Annotated in this window: 9 protein-coding genes; 2 read left to right on the top strand and 7 right to left on the bottom strand. The window is 52.6% G+C overall.

The window, feature by feature from the left end; translation table 11 throughout:
- From JNJ77_14345 to JNJ77_14325, 5 genes are all read right to left on the bottom strand, one after another.
- Positions 1 to 2,360: heavy metal translocating P-type ATPase (locus tag JNJ77_14345; protein MBL8823765.1), on the bottom strand; the 2,360-nt coding region annotated here is incomplete at its 3' end.
- Positions 2,361 to 2,416: 56 nt separating this feature from the next.
- A complete protein-coding gene (locus tag JNJ77_14340) occupies positions 2,417 to 6,958 on the bottom strand; it encodes an efflux RND transporter permease subunit (protein ID MBL8823764.1) in 4,542 nt (1,513 codons plus the stop codon).
- A 50-nt stretch (positions 6,959 to 7,008) separates the two neighbouring features.
- Positions 7,009 to 7,338 (bottom strand): copper-binding protein, encoded by a 330-nt coding sequence (locus tag JNJ77_14335; protein ID MBL8823763.1) that lies wholly within the window; start codon positions 7,336 to 7,338, stop codon positions 7,009 to 7,011.
- 59 nt (positions 7,339 to 7,397) lie between these two features.
- Positions 7,398 to 9,212 carry an efflux RND transporter periplasmic adaptor subunit gene (locus JNJ77_14330; GenBank protein ID MBL8823762.1) on the bottom strand — a complete coding sequence of 605 codons (1,815 nt, stop codon included), beginning with the start codon at positions 9,210 to 9,212 and terminating at the stop codon, positions 7,398 to 7,400.
- A gap of 133 nt (positions 9,213 to 9,345) precedes the next feature.
- Entirely contained in the window at positions 9,346 to 9,678 is a 333-nt protein-coding gene (locus tag JNJ77_14325; GenBank protein ID MBL8823761.1) for a hypothetical protein, read from the bottom strand.
- Positions 9,679 to 11,098: 1,420 nt separating this feature from the next.
- On the opposite strand from JNJ77_14325, the gene JNJ77_14320 reads away from it, so the two are divergent.
- A complete protein-coding gene (locus JNJ77_14320) occupies positions 11,099 to 11,665 on the top strand; it encodes a hypothetical protein (GenBank protein ID MBL8823760.1) in 567 nt (188 codons plus the stop codon).
- 312 nt (positions 11,666 to 11,977) lie between these two features.
- Here JNJ77_14320 and JNJ77_14315 read toward each other — a convergent pair whose 3' ends face one another.
- Together JNJ77_14315 and JNJ77_14310 are read right to left on the bottom strand one after the other, a co-directional pair.
- Positions 11,978 to 13,420: a hypothetical protein gene (locus JNJ77_14315; protein ID MBL8823759.1), complete on the bottom strand. Its 1,443-nt coding sequence runs from the start codon at positions 13,418 to 13,420 to the stop codon at positions 11,978 to 11,980.
- A 1,339-nt stretch (positions 13,421 to 14,759) separates the two neighbouring features.
- Positions 14,760 to 15,830: a hypothetical protein gene (locus tag JNJ77_14310; GenBank protein ID MBL8823758.1), complete on the bottom strand. Its 1,071-nt coding sequence runs from the start codon at positions 15,828 to 15,830 to the stop codon at positions 14,760 to 14,762.
- 152 nt (positions 15,831 to 15,982) lie between these two features.
- On the opposite strand from JNJ77_14310, the gene JNJ77_14305 reads away from it, so the two are divergent.
- Positions 15,983 to 16,914, top strand: a 932-nt coding sequence (locus tag JNJ77_14305) for a DEAD/DEAH box helicase (GenBank protein MBL8823757.1), incomplete at its 3' end; no start/stop codon positions are given.

Raw genomic sequence — 16,914 nt, 5'->3', positions numbered from 1 at the left:
TGGGCCTGAGCCAGGGCTGGGGCGTCGTTAATCCCATCCCCGGCCATGGCGACAATATGCCCTTCTGCCTGGAATGCTTCGACAGCTTTGCCCTTATCCGCTGGCAGCACGTCAGCACGAACATCGTCAATGCCGAGTTGCCTCGCGACCGCTTCGGCGGTAGTCCGATTGTCCCCTGTGAGCATAACGATCCGCACACCTTCAGCGTGCAGTAAACGAACAGCATCGGCAGCCGACGCTTTGATCGGATCGGCAATGCCGATGAGACCAGCTACCTGGCCATTCAAGGCCACAAAGATCGCCGTCTGGCCTTGCTCCCGAATCTGGTTGGCTTTTTCCATCATGCCACCGGGGTCAGCTCCGATCTCCTGCATGAGTTTGACGTTGCCAACCGCTGCCATGCGACCTTCAACCGTACCACGAACCCCGCGCCCTGTGAGTGATTCGAAGGATTCGGCCTGGGGCACGTCGAGTCCCCGCTCTCGAACGGCTTCACTGATTGCAGCTGCGAGTGGGTGTTCGCTGGAACGTTCCAATGCTGCCGCCGATCTGAGGACTGCAGCTTCATTCTGGTCGCGTGCGGCAACGACAGTAACGACACGAGGTTTGCCCTCGGTGAGAGTGCCTGTCTTATCCACAACGAGGGTATCTACACGTTCCATGGTTTCGAGCACTTCGGCATTCTTGATGAGTACACCCGCTGTAGCACAACGACCGGTGCCGACCATGATCGACATGGGAGTAGCCAGACCCAGGGCGCATGGGCAGGCAATGATCAAGACTGCCACGGCATTCACCAGGGCATGGGACATCCGGGGTTCTGGACCGACGAAGGCCCAGATAACAAACGTGATGACTGCAACGAGGATAACCGCAGGCACAAAGTAACCCGATACCGTGTCGGCCAACCGCTGGATCGGTGCTCGCGTTCGTTGTGCCTTCCCGACCATCTGTACGATTTGGGCAAGCACAGTGTCGGCTCCGACCCGCTCGGCCCGCATAACAAAAGCCCCAGTGCCGTTGACGGTGCCACCCACAACTTTTGCCCCGGTCGTCTTTTCAACCGGAACAGGCTCCCCGGTGATCATCGACTCATCGACTGAACTGCGACCCTCGGTGACAGTCCCATCTACTGGGACCTTCTCTCCCGGACGGACGCGCAGACGGTCGCCAAGGTGAACCTCACCAAGTGAGATATCTTCCTCACTGCCATCGTCACGCAGGCGACGTGCTGTTTTGGGAGTGAGCCCCAGCAGGGCCTTGATTGCGCTGCTGGTTTGGCTGCGAGCGCGGAGTTCAAGCATCTGTCCTAGGAGGACGAGCGTGATGATCACCGCCGCCGCTTCAAAATAGAGCGGCAATGTACCGTGCGATCCGCGTAGTGAGGCTGGAATGACCCCAGGGAGCAGCGTAGCGACCAGGCTGTAGAGGTAGGCTGCACCAGTGCCCAAGGCGATCAGGGTGAACATGTTAAGACGCCGGTTCACTACGGAAGTCCAGCCGCGAGCGAAGAAGGGCCAACCGCCCCAGAGGACGACCGGTGTGGCCAAAGCGAGCTGCAACCAGGGAACCCAGCTCGCAGCCGCCAAGTGAGCCAAGGCTGGAACCATTTCGGACATCGCGATCACCAGGAGGGGCAGCGTAAAGGCCAGTGAGACCCAAAACCGCCTTCGCATGTCCTGCTCTTCAGGGTTAGTTTCCTCCGCTGAAACTTCCATAGGCTCCAGGGCCATGCCACAGATCGGACAGGAACCAGGCCCGTCCCGGACGATCTCAGGGTGCATCGGACAAGTGTACTTCACAGTGCCGGAGGCAACTAATGGCGGATCGAGGGCCATTCCACAGGTAGGACATGGGCCTGGTTTATCTTCCGCAACGTCCGGACACATCGGACAGGTATACTTACCCGGGTGTGCTTCATGTTTGCGGTGAACAGCCACTGACCCTGTTGTGTTAGTCAGTTCAGCTGGAGCGGCTGACGTGTAACGAGCCGGATCGGCGTCGAAGCGCTCCTTACATCGAGCTGAACAAAAGTGATACTTCTTTCCATGGTATTCGCTGGTCCCTTTCGCCTTGGCCGGGTTGATCGTCATTCCGCACACTGGGTCGATGACGCCTGGGGTAGTGGAGTGCGAGGTGGCATGATGTGAGTGACCGGGAAGTTCCCCTTGATAGCCCGCCTGTTTAATGGCCTTCAACAGTTGCGAAGGAGTGGTAGCTGGGTCGTGTTCAATTTCAACGAGCTTGCGTTCCAAGTCCACCTTGGCGGTCGAAACACCAGGGACTTTACTAAGAGCACCTTCGATAGTTTCTACACACCCGCCACAGGTTACACCAGGAACGTTGACGGTGGTCTTCATAGTGTTGTGTTCGCTTGAGGAGTTTTGTCGTTTTCGATTACATGTGAACGCAGTGATTAGTTGGATAGAGTGTTCAAGCCGGTTTGGTCACCATGCAGCTTGAGCCAGCGAGCACGCCGTACCCAATAGAACCGTACTGGCAGGAAGATATCCACAACCTCGTCAGCAATAAGCAGGCCGCCGAGAACAGGCAGAGCCATGGGAGCGAGGATCTCCCCACCTACCCCCGTCGCAAAGACCATCGGGAAGATCGCGATGATAGCCACACCTTCTGTGAGGAGCTTAGGTCGGAGGCGATGGACGGCACCCTCGATGACGGCCTGCCTGAGTTCCTCCAGTGATTTGATTTTCTCCAGCCCGCCGCGACTTTCGATGGCCTCACGCAGGTAGACGAGCATGATGATGCCAGTTTCGGTAGCCATGCCGAAGCAGGCAATGAAGCCAACCCACACCGCGACACTGAAGTCCCAAGGTGGAGCCGACCAGCCATGCATGACTTTGGGGAACAGCCAAAGGAAGAAGATTCCACCCGCCAGCGCTTCCGGTACAGCCAGCATCATGAGTGAGGCATCAGCGAAGTCCTGGTAGGTTAGGTAGAGCATCACGAAGATCAGAGCTATGACAGCCGGGAATACAAACCGAAGTGTCCGTGCGGCACGAACCTGGTGCTCGAACTCCCCGCTCCATGCCAGGCTCACCCCCTCCGGCAGCGTCACCTTTTGAGTAACGGCACGCTGCGCCTCATCGACGAATCCGAGCATGTCCCGGCCACGGACCATCAGCGTGACGGTGTTAAGCAGCCTACCGTTTTCGCTACGAATCATTGATGGTCCTTCGACGATACGGACGTCGGCGACAGCACTCAATGGGATGAGCGCTCGCCCCTTGCCGACGTGGTCCGGAGAAGCGCGATGCTGTTGCCCTTGTTCCGTCGAGGCTGTCCCTGTCGCACCGGCTGTGCCCTGACCCTGCGACATTCCGCGTGGGGCTGTTGGTGCTTCCATGGCATCTCCAGTCGGACCACCTGGAATACCTACCGCAATCAGTAAATTGCGAACCGACGACTCATCCTCTCTGGAGGTGCGGGCATAGCGAATGCGGACAGGGAAACGGTCCCTTTTCTCCACCGTATAGGTGACCACTTTCCCACCCAGGGCTACCTCGATTTCACTCTGTACATCCTCAACAGCGATACCGTAGCGTGCTGCTTTTACACGATCGACCTCGATTTCCAGGTATCCCTTGCCCATAATGGGCGAGGCGATGACATCGCTCGCCCCACGCAAGGGTTTCAGTACAGCCTCGACTTCCTTGGAGACTCGATCCACTGTTCCCAAGTCGGGTCCGTAGACCTTGACACCAATGTCAGTTCGCACACCTGTCGAAAGCATGTCGATGCGGTTGACGATCGGCATGGTAAAGATGTTGCTCCAGCCCGGCACCTGCATTACACGGTTCATCTCGTCAGCAACAAGGTCGCCATCCTTGCCGCCCTTGCGAGGCCAAAGGAACGTCCGCCCGCGGAACGGGCCTTCCAACTCCTCTCGCATCACAGCGAAGGGCTTCAGTGATTCGGTGCCACCAGGTTTGCCCAGTTGAATCTGCAGAGCCTCGTCCATGAACTTCTCCGATGCAGCACGATGAGGAGCATTCCCTAGCGAGCCCGAACTACGTGCAGACTTGAGAGTCTCTTCAAGGGCATACCAGGTATAGATCTCGGCTCCACGGTCCATGAGTTCGTGGTTGATCTCCTTAACGTACTTCCGCCATCGAAGGCTTCGCTCCGCCTCGATTTCCGCTAGCAAAGCACTTGCGAATGTGGGTTCCTTCTGTCCAAAACCCGCCCCGGCCTGGCCGAGTAAGTAGTCCAAGTGTGTATTCTTCAAAACCTTGCCCGCAACCAGGCCACCCACGGCTACAGCAAGTATGAGTGTAGTAACTACGAACGCGGAACGAGGCTTCAGCAATACCCAAGTTGCCAGGATCAAGAGAACAGAGCTGGCTGCAACTATTCCGTAGAGACCAAGATGGGCAGTGAACGGATTCCGTAATGCCAGTGCGTCAACGGGGTTAGCAAGCAGCTTTCGTTCATGCAGGTATTTGGCAAGGTCACTACTCAGGGCATTTGCCTCGTCGAGGTTCAGAGAACGGGAAAGCCATCGTCCGTATTCAGGCACTGCTGTCTTGAGCCAACTATCCAGCGCTGATTGGACTGCAGCTGAATCCTCTGGCAGTTCACCAGCCTCCCGGAACCGCCGTAGCGACGCTGTCGCAGCAAAACGGACGAGCATGGGGCCAAGCTCTGTTTCGACCTCCTTATACCGCCGCAAGGCAAGCTCACGCATCGTTTCGTCAAATCGTTCCAAAGCCTTCTGCGAGGCATCATTGGCGAGGTTGTCTCTGTCGTCCTCGTGCGGAGCTCGCACTAGGTAGCCTTTGCTTTCCAGGGTTGCCAAGACTTCCAGTGTCTGCCGCTTGGCATCCTCGAACCGCAATACCCTCCTGGGCCAGAGTTCTTTCGGACGAAAGTTCACGAACGTTTCCACCATGTCTAGCGGTGCTGGATCAGTAGGCGTGTCGGCTCGACCAGCCTTACCAATCACCGACTCTACTTCGGGGAAGCTCCGTAGCAGCCCATCGCGATGCTTCAAATCATCCGCCACTTGCGTGATACTTGCACGCGGTACCGTTACCGGCATGTCCATGATGCTCCCCTCATCCAGGGGTGGCATGAACTCGACCCCAATGCGGTGGCTCTTGTCAATCCGGTAGACCGCGAGAGCCAGCAGGACCAGAGTTACAAAAGAGATGATTTGCCAGAGTAATCGCCGTGTTGAGATGACGGTTAGTGCAATGACAAAGAAGACAACTGACAAAAAGGCCACTTTCCACGCCGCATCAGAGGCACCCATGCCAACGACAGCCTGAACAGGAAAGATTCCAGCAGCCAGGATAAGCAATGCTGCGAACATCCACATGACCAGGTTCCTACGCGGCAGAGCCCAGGTTAGGAATGGCTTGTATATGTTGATAAAGCTTCGAACGATCCAATTCTCTTCTTCACTCTTGAGTCGCCCCTTGAGGAAGGTAGGGATTAGAGCTGGAACAACTGTCACCGAAATCAGTGCCACACCAATCATGGCGAAGCTCTTGGTGAAGGCCAAAGGGTGGAAATATTTGCCCTCCCGCCCACTCAGCATGAAGACTGGAATGAACGAGATCAGCATGATGAGCACGGAAAAGAAGATCGGTCGGCCCACCAACCGGCAAGCAGGAATGACTAAATCCCGGATGTCGCCTGTCACGGGACGATTCCCAAACCGCGCCTTGAGCGTATGCGTGGCGTTTTCAGTCATGACGATGGCCTGATCGACCAGGATGCCGATAGAGATAGTAATGCCTGCAAGCGACATGATGTTCGCCTGGATGTCGATGATTCCTGCTTTTCGCAACAGCCACATAAGAAGAAACGAAAAGAGTACTGACAACGGAAGTGTTACGCAGATAACAAAGACGCTCCGCAGGTGTGTCAGGATGAGCATGATCGCCACGGCGGCAATCACCATCTCGTGCCACATAACGTCGGTGAGCGTGTGAATGGCACCCTTGATGAGGCGTGTCCGGTCGTAAGCTGGAACGATCCTCACCCCCTTGGGTAGACCTGGCTGAAGCTCGGTAATCTTTTCTTTGACACGATCTGTAATGGCCAGGGGGTTCTCGCCATGGCGCATGAGAACCACCCCGCCTACCGCTTCGTTGCCGTCCTTCTCAAAAACACTTCTTCTGAACTGAGTGCCAAGCTGTACCGTAGCGACATGCTTCACCAGAATCGGGGTTCCACCAACTTCTTTGACGATCGTATCCTCAATGTCACGCTTGTCCCGTATCCAGCCGATGCCACGGACAATGTACTCGGCATTGTTCTTCTGGATGACCCCGCCGCCTGCCGGAGAGTTGCTGCGTGCGACTGCACCGTACAAATCGCTCAGCGTCACACCGTAAGCACGGAGTGCCTCTGGGCGGACATCCACCTGATATTCCACCGGAGTGCCGCCCACAGTCGCCACTTCAGCCACTCCTGCAGCTGAGTTCAACTGGGGCAGCACGTAGAACTTGTTCAGTGCCCACAGCCGCTGCTGATCGACAGGATTCGTGGGACTAGCCTCAACGGTGTACCAGAAGATTTGCCCCAGGGCTGTCGCGTCGGGTGCAAGGTATGGAACTACTCCTGTTGGCAGAAACGTGTTAGCCTGAGAGAGCTTTTCCGTCACCCTTTGCCGCGCAAAATAGTAGCCGACGTTATCCTCGAAAATGAGGGTAATCATCGAGAAGTTGAACTCGGACGAAGAACGCACTGCTCGTACACCCGCCAGGCCCTGGAGCTTCCGGGAAAGCGGGTAGGTCACCTGGTCCTCGATCTCCCGGGGGCTGCGGCCCATCCAGTCGGTAAAGACTATGACCTGGTTTTCGCTGAGGTCCGGAATGGCATCGATAGGCGTATCGAGCATGGCGTAGAGCCCGCCAACGGCTAGGGCTGCCGCAACTATCAGCACGACAAAGCGGTTGCGGATCGAATACTCGATAATCTTCTCGATCATGGTTCTGCTACACCTTTCAGGGGATGGCAATTGTTCACTGCGTCTGCTTGCTACGGATCGCTCCGCTTCTGCAGATCGGAAATGATGTTCTTGCCATCAGCCCGTGCTTTGATCATCCCCTGCACCTTGTCACCTTCCTTGAGGTTGGTCAGAAGTTTTGCGTCCTCGACGGGGAAGCTCATTTTCATAGCACGCATGAGCCCTGGAATGTCCTCGTGGTCGAGCATCACCATATTCTTCTCTTTGTCAATCGACATGATTGTTCCCCTCAGGTCATAGACTTTGTCTGTGGAACTAGGTGTAACTTTCCCGGCATTTTGACAGCCGACCACGAAGGTGATCAGCAAAGCAGTACAGGCTAGTTGAGTGATAGATCTCATTGCTTACTCCTAGGTCGTGAAGATTCTCTTGCGTCTTTTTGTAAAGGCGCTCAGTGCAGTTACGGCTTCGTGGCGGACCTCTGAGTTTTCTTGGCAGCCTTGAGTTTATCGAGCTTTGCCAGCGTCGCTTTGGGGTCGGCGAGTGCCTCCTTGCTGCATCCCTTGCAACAGATGTAAACCGCCCTTCCTTCGATGACGAGACGCAGGGGAACACCCATCGAGCCGAGCTTGCTGTCGTCCAGTGTGACACAGTATTCCTGTTCAGCCACCTCACGTCTCTCAGCGTCACTGGGCAACTTGGCCAGGTTTGAGGCAATGATCGCCTCTTCATCATTCGGTGTCGAAGGTTTGATGACAGAGCCTTGGCCAGGGAGTTTCGTGCCACCAGTCCCGCCACTGCCACCAAAATAGATTGAGCCAGCAGCAGGGTTGAGGCGTGTTTCTGCATCAACCAGGAAAGAACCTGCGGTGACAATCAAGTCGCCCTCGACTAAGCCTCGCAAGACAGGGAAGTATGCGACTTCCTGTGGCCCATTCATTCGTGGTCCCAGTTCTACCTTCACACCCTCATATTCCCCTGGCGAGGCCTCACGGTAGACGATCTGCTGGCGGCCCGTGTCGATGATGGAACTCTCAGGCACTGCTAACAGCAGGCCCTCGCCGAGTTTGGCCCTCTGTTCCGGAGCGACTCCGGACGCCAGTGCCTGGACCTTTACCGGCGCTACATCCAAGTCGATCGTTGCGGAAGAACCGGGACGCAGCTTATGCCCAGGATTATCCAGCTCGAACCTGACGGTAACAGTCCGTGTGTCAGCACTGATGTGGGGATGGACGAAGGTAAGAAGCCCCTTAAACTTCTCGTTCGGAAAAGCACGGGTCGTCGCCGTCACTGGCATGGCCCCAGCTCGACTCGCATCCCGTTTGTGGAACTGCTCCTGTGGTGGAAGGAAAGCCAAATCTTCTTCGTTAACCTGGGCTTGAATCCAGACTGTCGAGAGGTCTGCCAGGTCGTAGAGCGGCGTCCCCTCATCTACGTACTGGCCTTCCTTGACATATTTCTTGATGACATGCCCATTCATGGGGGAGCGAATCTTCAACAGTGTGTCTACTCGCCCCAAGCGGATGATCTCGTCGATCTGTTCGTCAGCGACTCCCCAAAGTTTCAGGCGACTGCGTGCCGATCCCTCGAGTTCTACACTTTTACTTTGCCGGGCAACAAGCAGGTTTTGGATCGTCGAGACAAGCTCAGGACTGTAAAGCGAGCCAAGCTCCTCTCCTTCATGGACCATCTGCCCGGTCTCATTCACCGTAAGCCTATCCAGTCGGCCTTTCACTCGTGCCGTCACCTGCCTGAGCTCGCGTTCGTTAAACTCCACGTAGCCGACTGCGGTAATTCGTTTCGAGAGCGGCACGTAGCTTACCCGCCAGGTTTGTACTCCGGCCAGTACGACTCGATAAGGCGAGAGCTGCACCCGGCTTACAATACCCGGAGGAAGAGATTCTTCATGAGCCTCACCTTTCTTCCGCTTTGAGAGCGGCATGAAACAAATGGGGCATTTATCCTTCGGATTGTCGCGCACTACTGTCGGATGCATTGGGCAAAAGTATTCAATATCAGTTGCGACAGCTTTCTTTTCGTCGGTTTTTCTCGTCCATCGATCGTAGTGCGCCGCCAGAGTGTCCCAGTAGACGATCACCAGCCCAATGGCAATGAGGATGAAAATGAAACGCAACCTGGCAAGATTCACCAGGATGATGAAGTCGAACCACCACCAGAGCTTACGAAACGGACCGTACCCTGGTGGAGCCCGTAGACCACCCTCACTTCGTTCGGACTGGTTGGTTGCATCGGATGTTGTGTCGTGATCGGGCATAGTATATCTCGCTTTCTTGCTGGCGTAACAAAGTACGGCCCGAGCAGATTCGGGCTTGCACAACGGTTGTTATTCGGCTTGTCTTTCCTGACGTCCAAAAGACTGTTGCCATCAAAAGAACTGGGATAGGCGGTTACTTGGCGTACTCCACCTTGGTGGGCTTGATAATCTGCTTCCCATCCTTGGTACTCACGGTGCCTTTGACCGTTCCTTCCTTCTTTTCTCCACCACAAACCGCCTCGTGGTAAGATTCCTTCATGCCACGATCATCAAATAGGTAGGTAACAGTCTTATCCCCTTCTTTTACCTGGATTGCGTTCTGACACTTCTTGGCTTCTTTCAAAGCGCACTTAGCACAGAGAATCGTGCCATTGAGAGTAACTTCCTTTTTGTCGTCAGCTTGGGTTGATTGATTAACCAACATCGAACCGAGAAGAGCGGCACATACCAAAGCGATGATCTTCATCGAACTTCTCCAACAGGAGTGAATGGAAACAACAGCCATGAACATTGCGCCAGACCGGCCTTGGTCTGAACACATTAAGAGGATTGAACCGCATACACGCCGGTGACAATCGAGACGACTGTTGTTCCGAAGTGAGTAAGCGGGATGTGGTGAAGTTTAGACTGCCATAGCACGATGCGACTGAGACAATACAGTCTCAGGCAGTGGAATGACCAAATTGGTTTGGAGCAGTCGCAGCAACTTGGACTAACAACGAAGCACGCATTTGGCGCGCAATAACTCTACAGAAGAAAGGAAACATGCGTTATGCCGCAAGGTAGACAATCGGAAATTGCTTAGATCCGAGAAATTCCACAGGTTGACATAACAAGGAAATAAAGCAAATGCCCTGAAACCGTCGAGCAGATTCAAATCGCGAGAAACTGCACTTTGCTCGGCACTCCCGCTGTTCACAAAGAAAACCTTCCCTGTGTTGCAAGTGCAACCTTTACGATGGTTTTCACTTGGAGTCTGGCACGGTGCTGATGTCTCAGTTTTGGATTCTTGTTTATGACAGCAACAATTTTCAACTGGAGCTGTTTGCTTGGATTGCCCCTCATTCGATTTGGAGCCGACCTTTGCAGGGAATGTGCAGCAGCAAACAATCGGCATAAATGCCGTAGAAAATGCCAAGTAATGGATCAACAGAAAACGCATCATGGATTTTCGAAGCTTCGTTAACGACTGAACAATGGTGATTGTACGGTCATATTGCAATTCAATCAAGCTGGTTGAATTGGTGCCATCAGTTCAAATCGTCGATCTTGCCAGTGACAGCCTTGATCCGCTTGGATTCACCCGAGGATAACAAGGTCAACATACTCCCTAAACTATCTTGGAATAGTTTCCAGCTAGAATCAGCTGATTTATGATCCTGCAATTAATACCAGGAAAAGGCAGTCGAGTTCGGCGGCGCCGCCGGATAAGTCACAATACTTGCTGAAACAAAACGACGCTCACTTGGCAAGCAAGGTGGAAAGCACATCGATCAGTGATGGAGCCTTCCAAAAGTAAGCCCTTTCGGGCGGCTTACCCCATTTGTGAAATTGCAAGCAAGAATAGTACAGGCCATTGCTTCAAACTAGACAGCAGGCTTTGTGTTATACTGGAGTTGGTAATATTACCTTTCTGGAGGATCACGGATGATCAAGTTAGAACGCCGACGGCAAGGCGTAATCTGTCGGTATCAGGGGCGATTGGTGTTTGTAGTGCAGGACTGGTGGAGTCCTATCAGGGCAAACGCGAAGCCCAATTGACCGTGGTTCAAGGCGTTGACTGAGAGCCATTCAAAGTCAAAACACTTGACCTCATCACAGTGGCTCCATCATCTACAAAACCCAGATTCGCTTGGCTTAACATTGATGCGTTGAATGCTAAGCTAATGGCTATGGCCGTCAATTACCTGTTTCATTACACACACACACACACTTCCATGAATCTCCGACAGCACTTTCTAGAAATCAAACGTCAATTCTTTCCAAGATGGGATCGTGAGAATCGATGGCGGATCAGAGCTACATCTGTTCGTAATGTTCACGGCTACTGCGACATCAAGAGACGAGTGATAGAGGTTGTTGCCAGATACGATAACCCCGACGAGCAGGACTGTTTACTGATTCATGAAATCTGTCACGCAGTTGCCAGCCTTGGTCATGGCAAGAAGTGGTTTACTCGGATGGAGAAGGCAGCATCCAGGGCAAAACAACTTGGTCGTCACAAGCTAGCACTGATACTTCGCAACGAAATAAATGATTACCAAAATAAACCAGAAGGCAAGGAGCAAGCATACCAAGCAATTGAAAATATGCTGATTGATAACCCTTCCTATACCCTATTGCAAGTCAAACGGCAGATTGCCAGAGACTACGGTCTATTACTCTCTCAAGTGCCGAAGTTTCTCCCACGATTCCAAAAAGTGTATCGTCAGGCAAAAAACCTATGCCAGTAGCGTTTGCCAGCGTGTCGAGCTGCGGATCACCAAATCTAAGTGATGCCACCAAAGAGTTTACGTCAACACCCTCTACCGTTTGCACCGGTGCTTGCACCAGGGATCTTGACCTGAACTACGTTGCTACACATTGGCTAGAACTTCCCAGTACTCTAAGGAGGGCCATCATAGCCATGGTACGTTCGGCCTCAGAAGCAGTCCTTGCCCTTGCATAAAGGAGATTTGTAGTGCCATCGACACAAATCATGTAGGCTTGTGTACGATCATGGTCTTAGACCACACCCCGCAAGTGGATAAGCTCCGAAGAAGAAATCACATGTCGTTGTCGAAGTATGAGTGACGGATCATCATTATGCGTTGATTGTTTTCGATGATGACACGAATATCTGCCTCATCGATTCCGATGCTCTTCAGCAGCAAGATAACGATAAGAATGTGAAGTCGCTCGCAGAACACGAACATTGGTGTGCCGGTGAGATCATCCCCCTTCATCTCCTCAGCGTAGTGGGAATGGTAATCACGAGCCTTTACCAGTTTGGCACAAAGAACTTCTGGGGTTGAGCTAATGAGCCTTACTGTTTCTAGTTGCAGAGAATGCAGAATTGCAAGCAGGCGCTGGCGAAGAGAAATCTTCTTCTTACTTCCAGGGACGGTAGGTAAGTTCATGGATCGAGTGAAATGCTTCCAGCCCTTTGGAACAGCAAAGATTCCAGACGATTTAGATGGGGGTAGATCCATCATTCTGCTGTAGCATTCAAGGCAATTCGCCAATCGTGAAAAACGATACTCCAGAGAAAACGACCGGTTATAGACAGTGCCAAAGAACAATGCCCACACGTCGTCGAACCTACCCTTATTGGCAAACCAAGCTGCTACGAACTCTCCGAACCTCCCAGCAAGGTTTCCAAATGGGAGCAGCATATCAAGGTCAGATACAGTTTCTGAAGGGTTGGTTATGCTGCGAGCAGGATCATAGAACACGCTCAGTTCGTCGTTTGTCGTGTCGCCATAGCCATTGTCCCGCTCTACACCTGCAAAATGTAAGTTCCGATTGAACGCAGGGATTCCCATCAGGAACGTGATGAATTGGAGGAGGTAGTATCGTTGATCAGTAAACCAATCGAACGATTGAGGTTTTTCTGGGATTAGCTCGAACCGCATAACCTGGGTGAGGGTTCCTTTCTTGAGTGCGTTACCCTTATACGATACGTCGCCAATTAGCGCGAGAGTCGAGCCAATGGAAGGAATGGGGAACACAATGTCATCCATTGCTCTTCCTTGAATTAAGATCTTTCGAGGATCAGCTTTATCTCTTTCGAGGAATCGAGGAATAGGGTAGTACCCAACCCAAGTCTCAATGTTTGTAATTGAGATGCTCATCGAGACAAACGTAAGCTGTTCAGGGTTTTCATAGTGTCCGCCGATGAACACGTAGGATGGGTGATACTTTTCTTCACCTGTGGCAGTGCTGCCGCCAAAAGGCGTTATGTTGCTGGTAAGACGTGCCTTATACAAAGTGATCTTCGTTCCATCCGTTGCCCTTCCCAAAATAATTGGAAGTGGTCCTGGGGGATTCAGACGCTTAATTGTGCCCAATTCATAAAAGGACGAAAACGCTCCGAATAGAGTCAGGTTGGAATTGCCAGCCTTACGTGTCAGAACGCCAGGCAACGCCTTATCTTCCTGGCCTGGAATCCACCAGTGTCCATTGAGTTCAAAGTCATCATCAAGAGTTTTGTTTTCCCATTCCGGCATCTGAACACTCCATTAACATTTCAACATGACAAGCTTCTCCTGAAAACAGTTCACCCCCAAACACCGCCTCAGTAAGACAGATGAACTCAGGGGCTTGTTCCTTCGCACTTCTCAGTGCGATTGAAGAATACCCCGACCGTCAGCAGTTCTCAACTTCCTCATGGGAATACTGAATTATCGTCTTCAATCACATTAACAACTGCCTGAATCCTGCAAGGCGATGATTGCCCTGGGTGAGATCGCACAGTACGTTCAAGAGTTGAGGTTCGAGTAGGGCGCTAAACTCCAGTCGCTTCAGTGAAAAAACAACAGTGTGAGCCACCGAGCCATACTGAACGCTTCGATATCTGGATGACTGTGCCGCCTGCTTGTCATTCTCTTTGCCGTATTCCACAGGAGACGGCCAACGAGGTCACATTGCCTCCGGTATGCAGGTGATGACAGGAGTATGGTAGGTCTTGATGTACTCATCAATGTGCAGTACCGACCTTTTTCCTTTTTGCGTGCTACTCTTTTCTTGTGTTTGCTACGAGGATGATGTCAGCTCCAATGGCTGTTTGTTCATCTGCAAAGAAGTATCGATGTCCGACATAACCACTTAAAATAATCACTTGACTCTGGACGCCTTGAATGTCCTTTCTAAACTTAAACATGTGCTTGTATAGCACTATGCACCACATCATTAAGCTGCGCAACGCAGTTTGGCATGGCATGGTAGGATGTTCGGTTGCATTTGTTCACCGAACATTTCGTTTTTACAAACACCTGAACTTGGCAAGGGGTGCACTGCCACGATTCAGGGTACCGGAGGTATGTCATGTCATGTTTTGCAAGGCTTGCTCAAACGCAAGCGAAGCACGAGTCACTTCAACTCGAGCTTGGGGTGAAGGCAGGAACCGAGTGGGCAAAGCAAACTGCTACTGCTCCGCAAAGTATTAGACTAGTGAATGTGCATGCCAGTGTAACCGAACGGGCTGTTGTAATGCGGATAAATCGGGTTCTGAAAAAAAAATGATAACCAACTTAAAAAATACCGTGGTGGACTATGGTGGCGTGACTTGGGAGATTATTACATCCTCGATCTCAGTCATAACAATATCCTCGAGGGGCATGTGGACATAGAGTTGATAGCCCGTGAACTTGGGGTACTCAAAGATTACGAGAAGATCGAGAAGAGAATGAACGCATAATATTGCTCTTTCCTACAATCTATGATCGGTTCCTTGAACCGATCATAGATTTGGAGTAAGTTGAAAACCGCGATTTAAGTAGCGCTAAGTGAATGGCATCGTGTCTGCCTGAAGCACTGGCTGTGTCTCAGGATCAACCGGCCGTACGATTATCGATCATCTCCAAATGGAGGTTCGAGCCCCATGTTCTTCAAGATCACATCCGGGTCCGCACCAATTCTTTCCAGTTCTACTGCAAGCGATTTCCGCCACTTCTCATTGGTAGGCACCGCCCCTTCGGTGGATTCGCCGGGTCTAGGTAGTCGGACGAATGGATTGCCGAAGGACAGGATCATACCTTCCGGATGGCACCGAACCATACAGGACATTGTCTTGAGTGCGTTCCCTCGTTGGGAAAGGAAGCCATTGATGAGAGTCGATTTGGTCTTCAGGTAAATTGGCCTCCCAATCGGCCCACTGCTGGTCGTAGGGATGTTTTCTTTCCCCATAGTCATCAGCGATTCGGAGTAAGCTCCGGCAGCAAGGTCGGGAATTGCAAGCAGGTCTTCGGCACGTAATCCATCCTCCGTGAACTCACTGGCCACGGCGAAGCCGAACTGGGACTTTTCGCCCGGATACCGATACAGTCCGGAGGTCATAATCGCTGATGCATCGGCTTTTGCATTTTCATTGACGACTATCGCATCATCATCTGTGATCCATCCGATGTTCTGCCCCGGACTCCTAAGCCCGTTGACAAGCCCAGCACCGAAATTGCAGATTTCGAGCATCTTTTCAAGAGGCTCAGGAACCCAGTCGTATTGAAGTGGTTGAAGGGCTTCTTTCATAGCGAGCTGAAACGACTTCTCCACCGCGACACAGACCAATACCCCATTCAACTGTGTTGCCGCATTTAGGAAGGTCGGGAACGCCTTGATCCGAAGCCCGTCGTCGAGATTCTTGAACGACATATGGCGATTGTTGTGGAGATATTTATTCCGCACCTCAAGCCTCGCCGGTTCCCAGACTGACTCGATCGATTTCTCCGTGGTTAGCAGGAAGCCGAGTACGCGGAAGTCTGGTGCCTCGTGTTCACCGGAGTAGTCAGTGGCTAGCACTAGGGGCGACCCATCGTTCAAGTCTGGGTAAATAATCCGATCAGGATGTTCCTGCGCTCCGAACTTTATGTTGATGAGTGAGTGAATCCCGGCGTTGGGTGGCAGCCGCTTCCAATTCGACATGGGTCGGCTCCTTTCGCATTGTGGCCATGATCGGCACACACGCGGTTCATGAGATTCTACTTGGCTGCAACAGATAGTCCGATTCTTATTTGCACTTTCCATCCACTCCATCTATTCTTAGGTGCTGGATGTTTTGCAAAAAAGGATAGTGAATGCCGGTTAATTCTACACTTCCAAAGCCTGGGCAAATTGCTCACGTCAGGCAACGTCATTACTTGGTGGAAGAGGTCACTGCTGGTGCGAAGTCAGAAGACAGTACACTGGTTCAACTCTCTTGCGTTGACGACGATGCCCAGGGCCAACGATTAGAAGTACTCTGGGAGAAGGAAGTCGATGCAGCAGTCCAACGGGCTGAAGCCTGGGACGCCATAGCCAAACGAGGGTTTGATCAACCAGCTCTGTTCTCCGCCTACTTGAACACCCTGCGATGGAACTGTCTTACCGCTACTGACCCCAATCTGTTCCAAGCTCCATTCAGGGCAGGCATCAAAGTCGAATGGTATCAATTTGAACCTCTGCGTAAGGCACTGCTCCTACCACGTGTGAATCTCTTTATCGCTGATGATGTTGGCCTGGGCAAAACTATCGAAGCTGGCCTCATTGCTCGGGAGCTATTGATACGCAAGAAAGTGCGTGACATTGTTGTTTCCTGCCCTCCGTCCATGCTGTACCAGTGGCAAGACGAGCTTGAGGAGCGTTTTGGCCTACGGTTTGAAATCGTCGATAAAGAGTTCATCAAATGCATTCGGCAGCAGCGGGGCTTCGGGGTAAACCCCTGGACCAGCCACTCTCGGTTCCTAATCTCTCACCGACTGCTTATCGATGAAGCGTACACCAGCAGCCTGCGAGATTGGCTGGGGACCTTTCGTGCCGGCTCCCTCCTCATCCTTGACGAAGCCCATCACGCTGCTCCTGCAAGTGGACAGCGTTATGCCATCGACTCGCAGATCACCAAAGCACTTCAGGACATCGCACCACGCTTCGAGCACCGACTCTTTCTTTCTGCTACACCGCATAACGGCCACTCGAACAGCTTCTCGGCACTCCTTGAGATACTTGATCCCCAGCGATTCTGCCGTGGTGT

The sequence above is a fragment of the Planctomycetia bacterium genome, from assembly GCA_016795155.1.
GTDB lineage: Bacteria > Planctomycetota > Planctomycetia > Gemmatales > HRBIN36 > JAEUIE01.
This window is presented reverse-complemented; position numbering and strand designations above follow the sequence as displayed.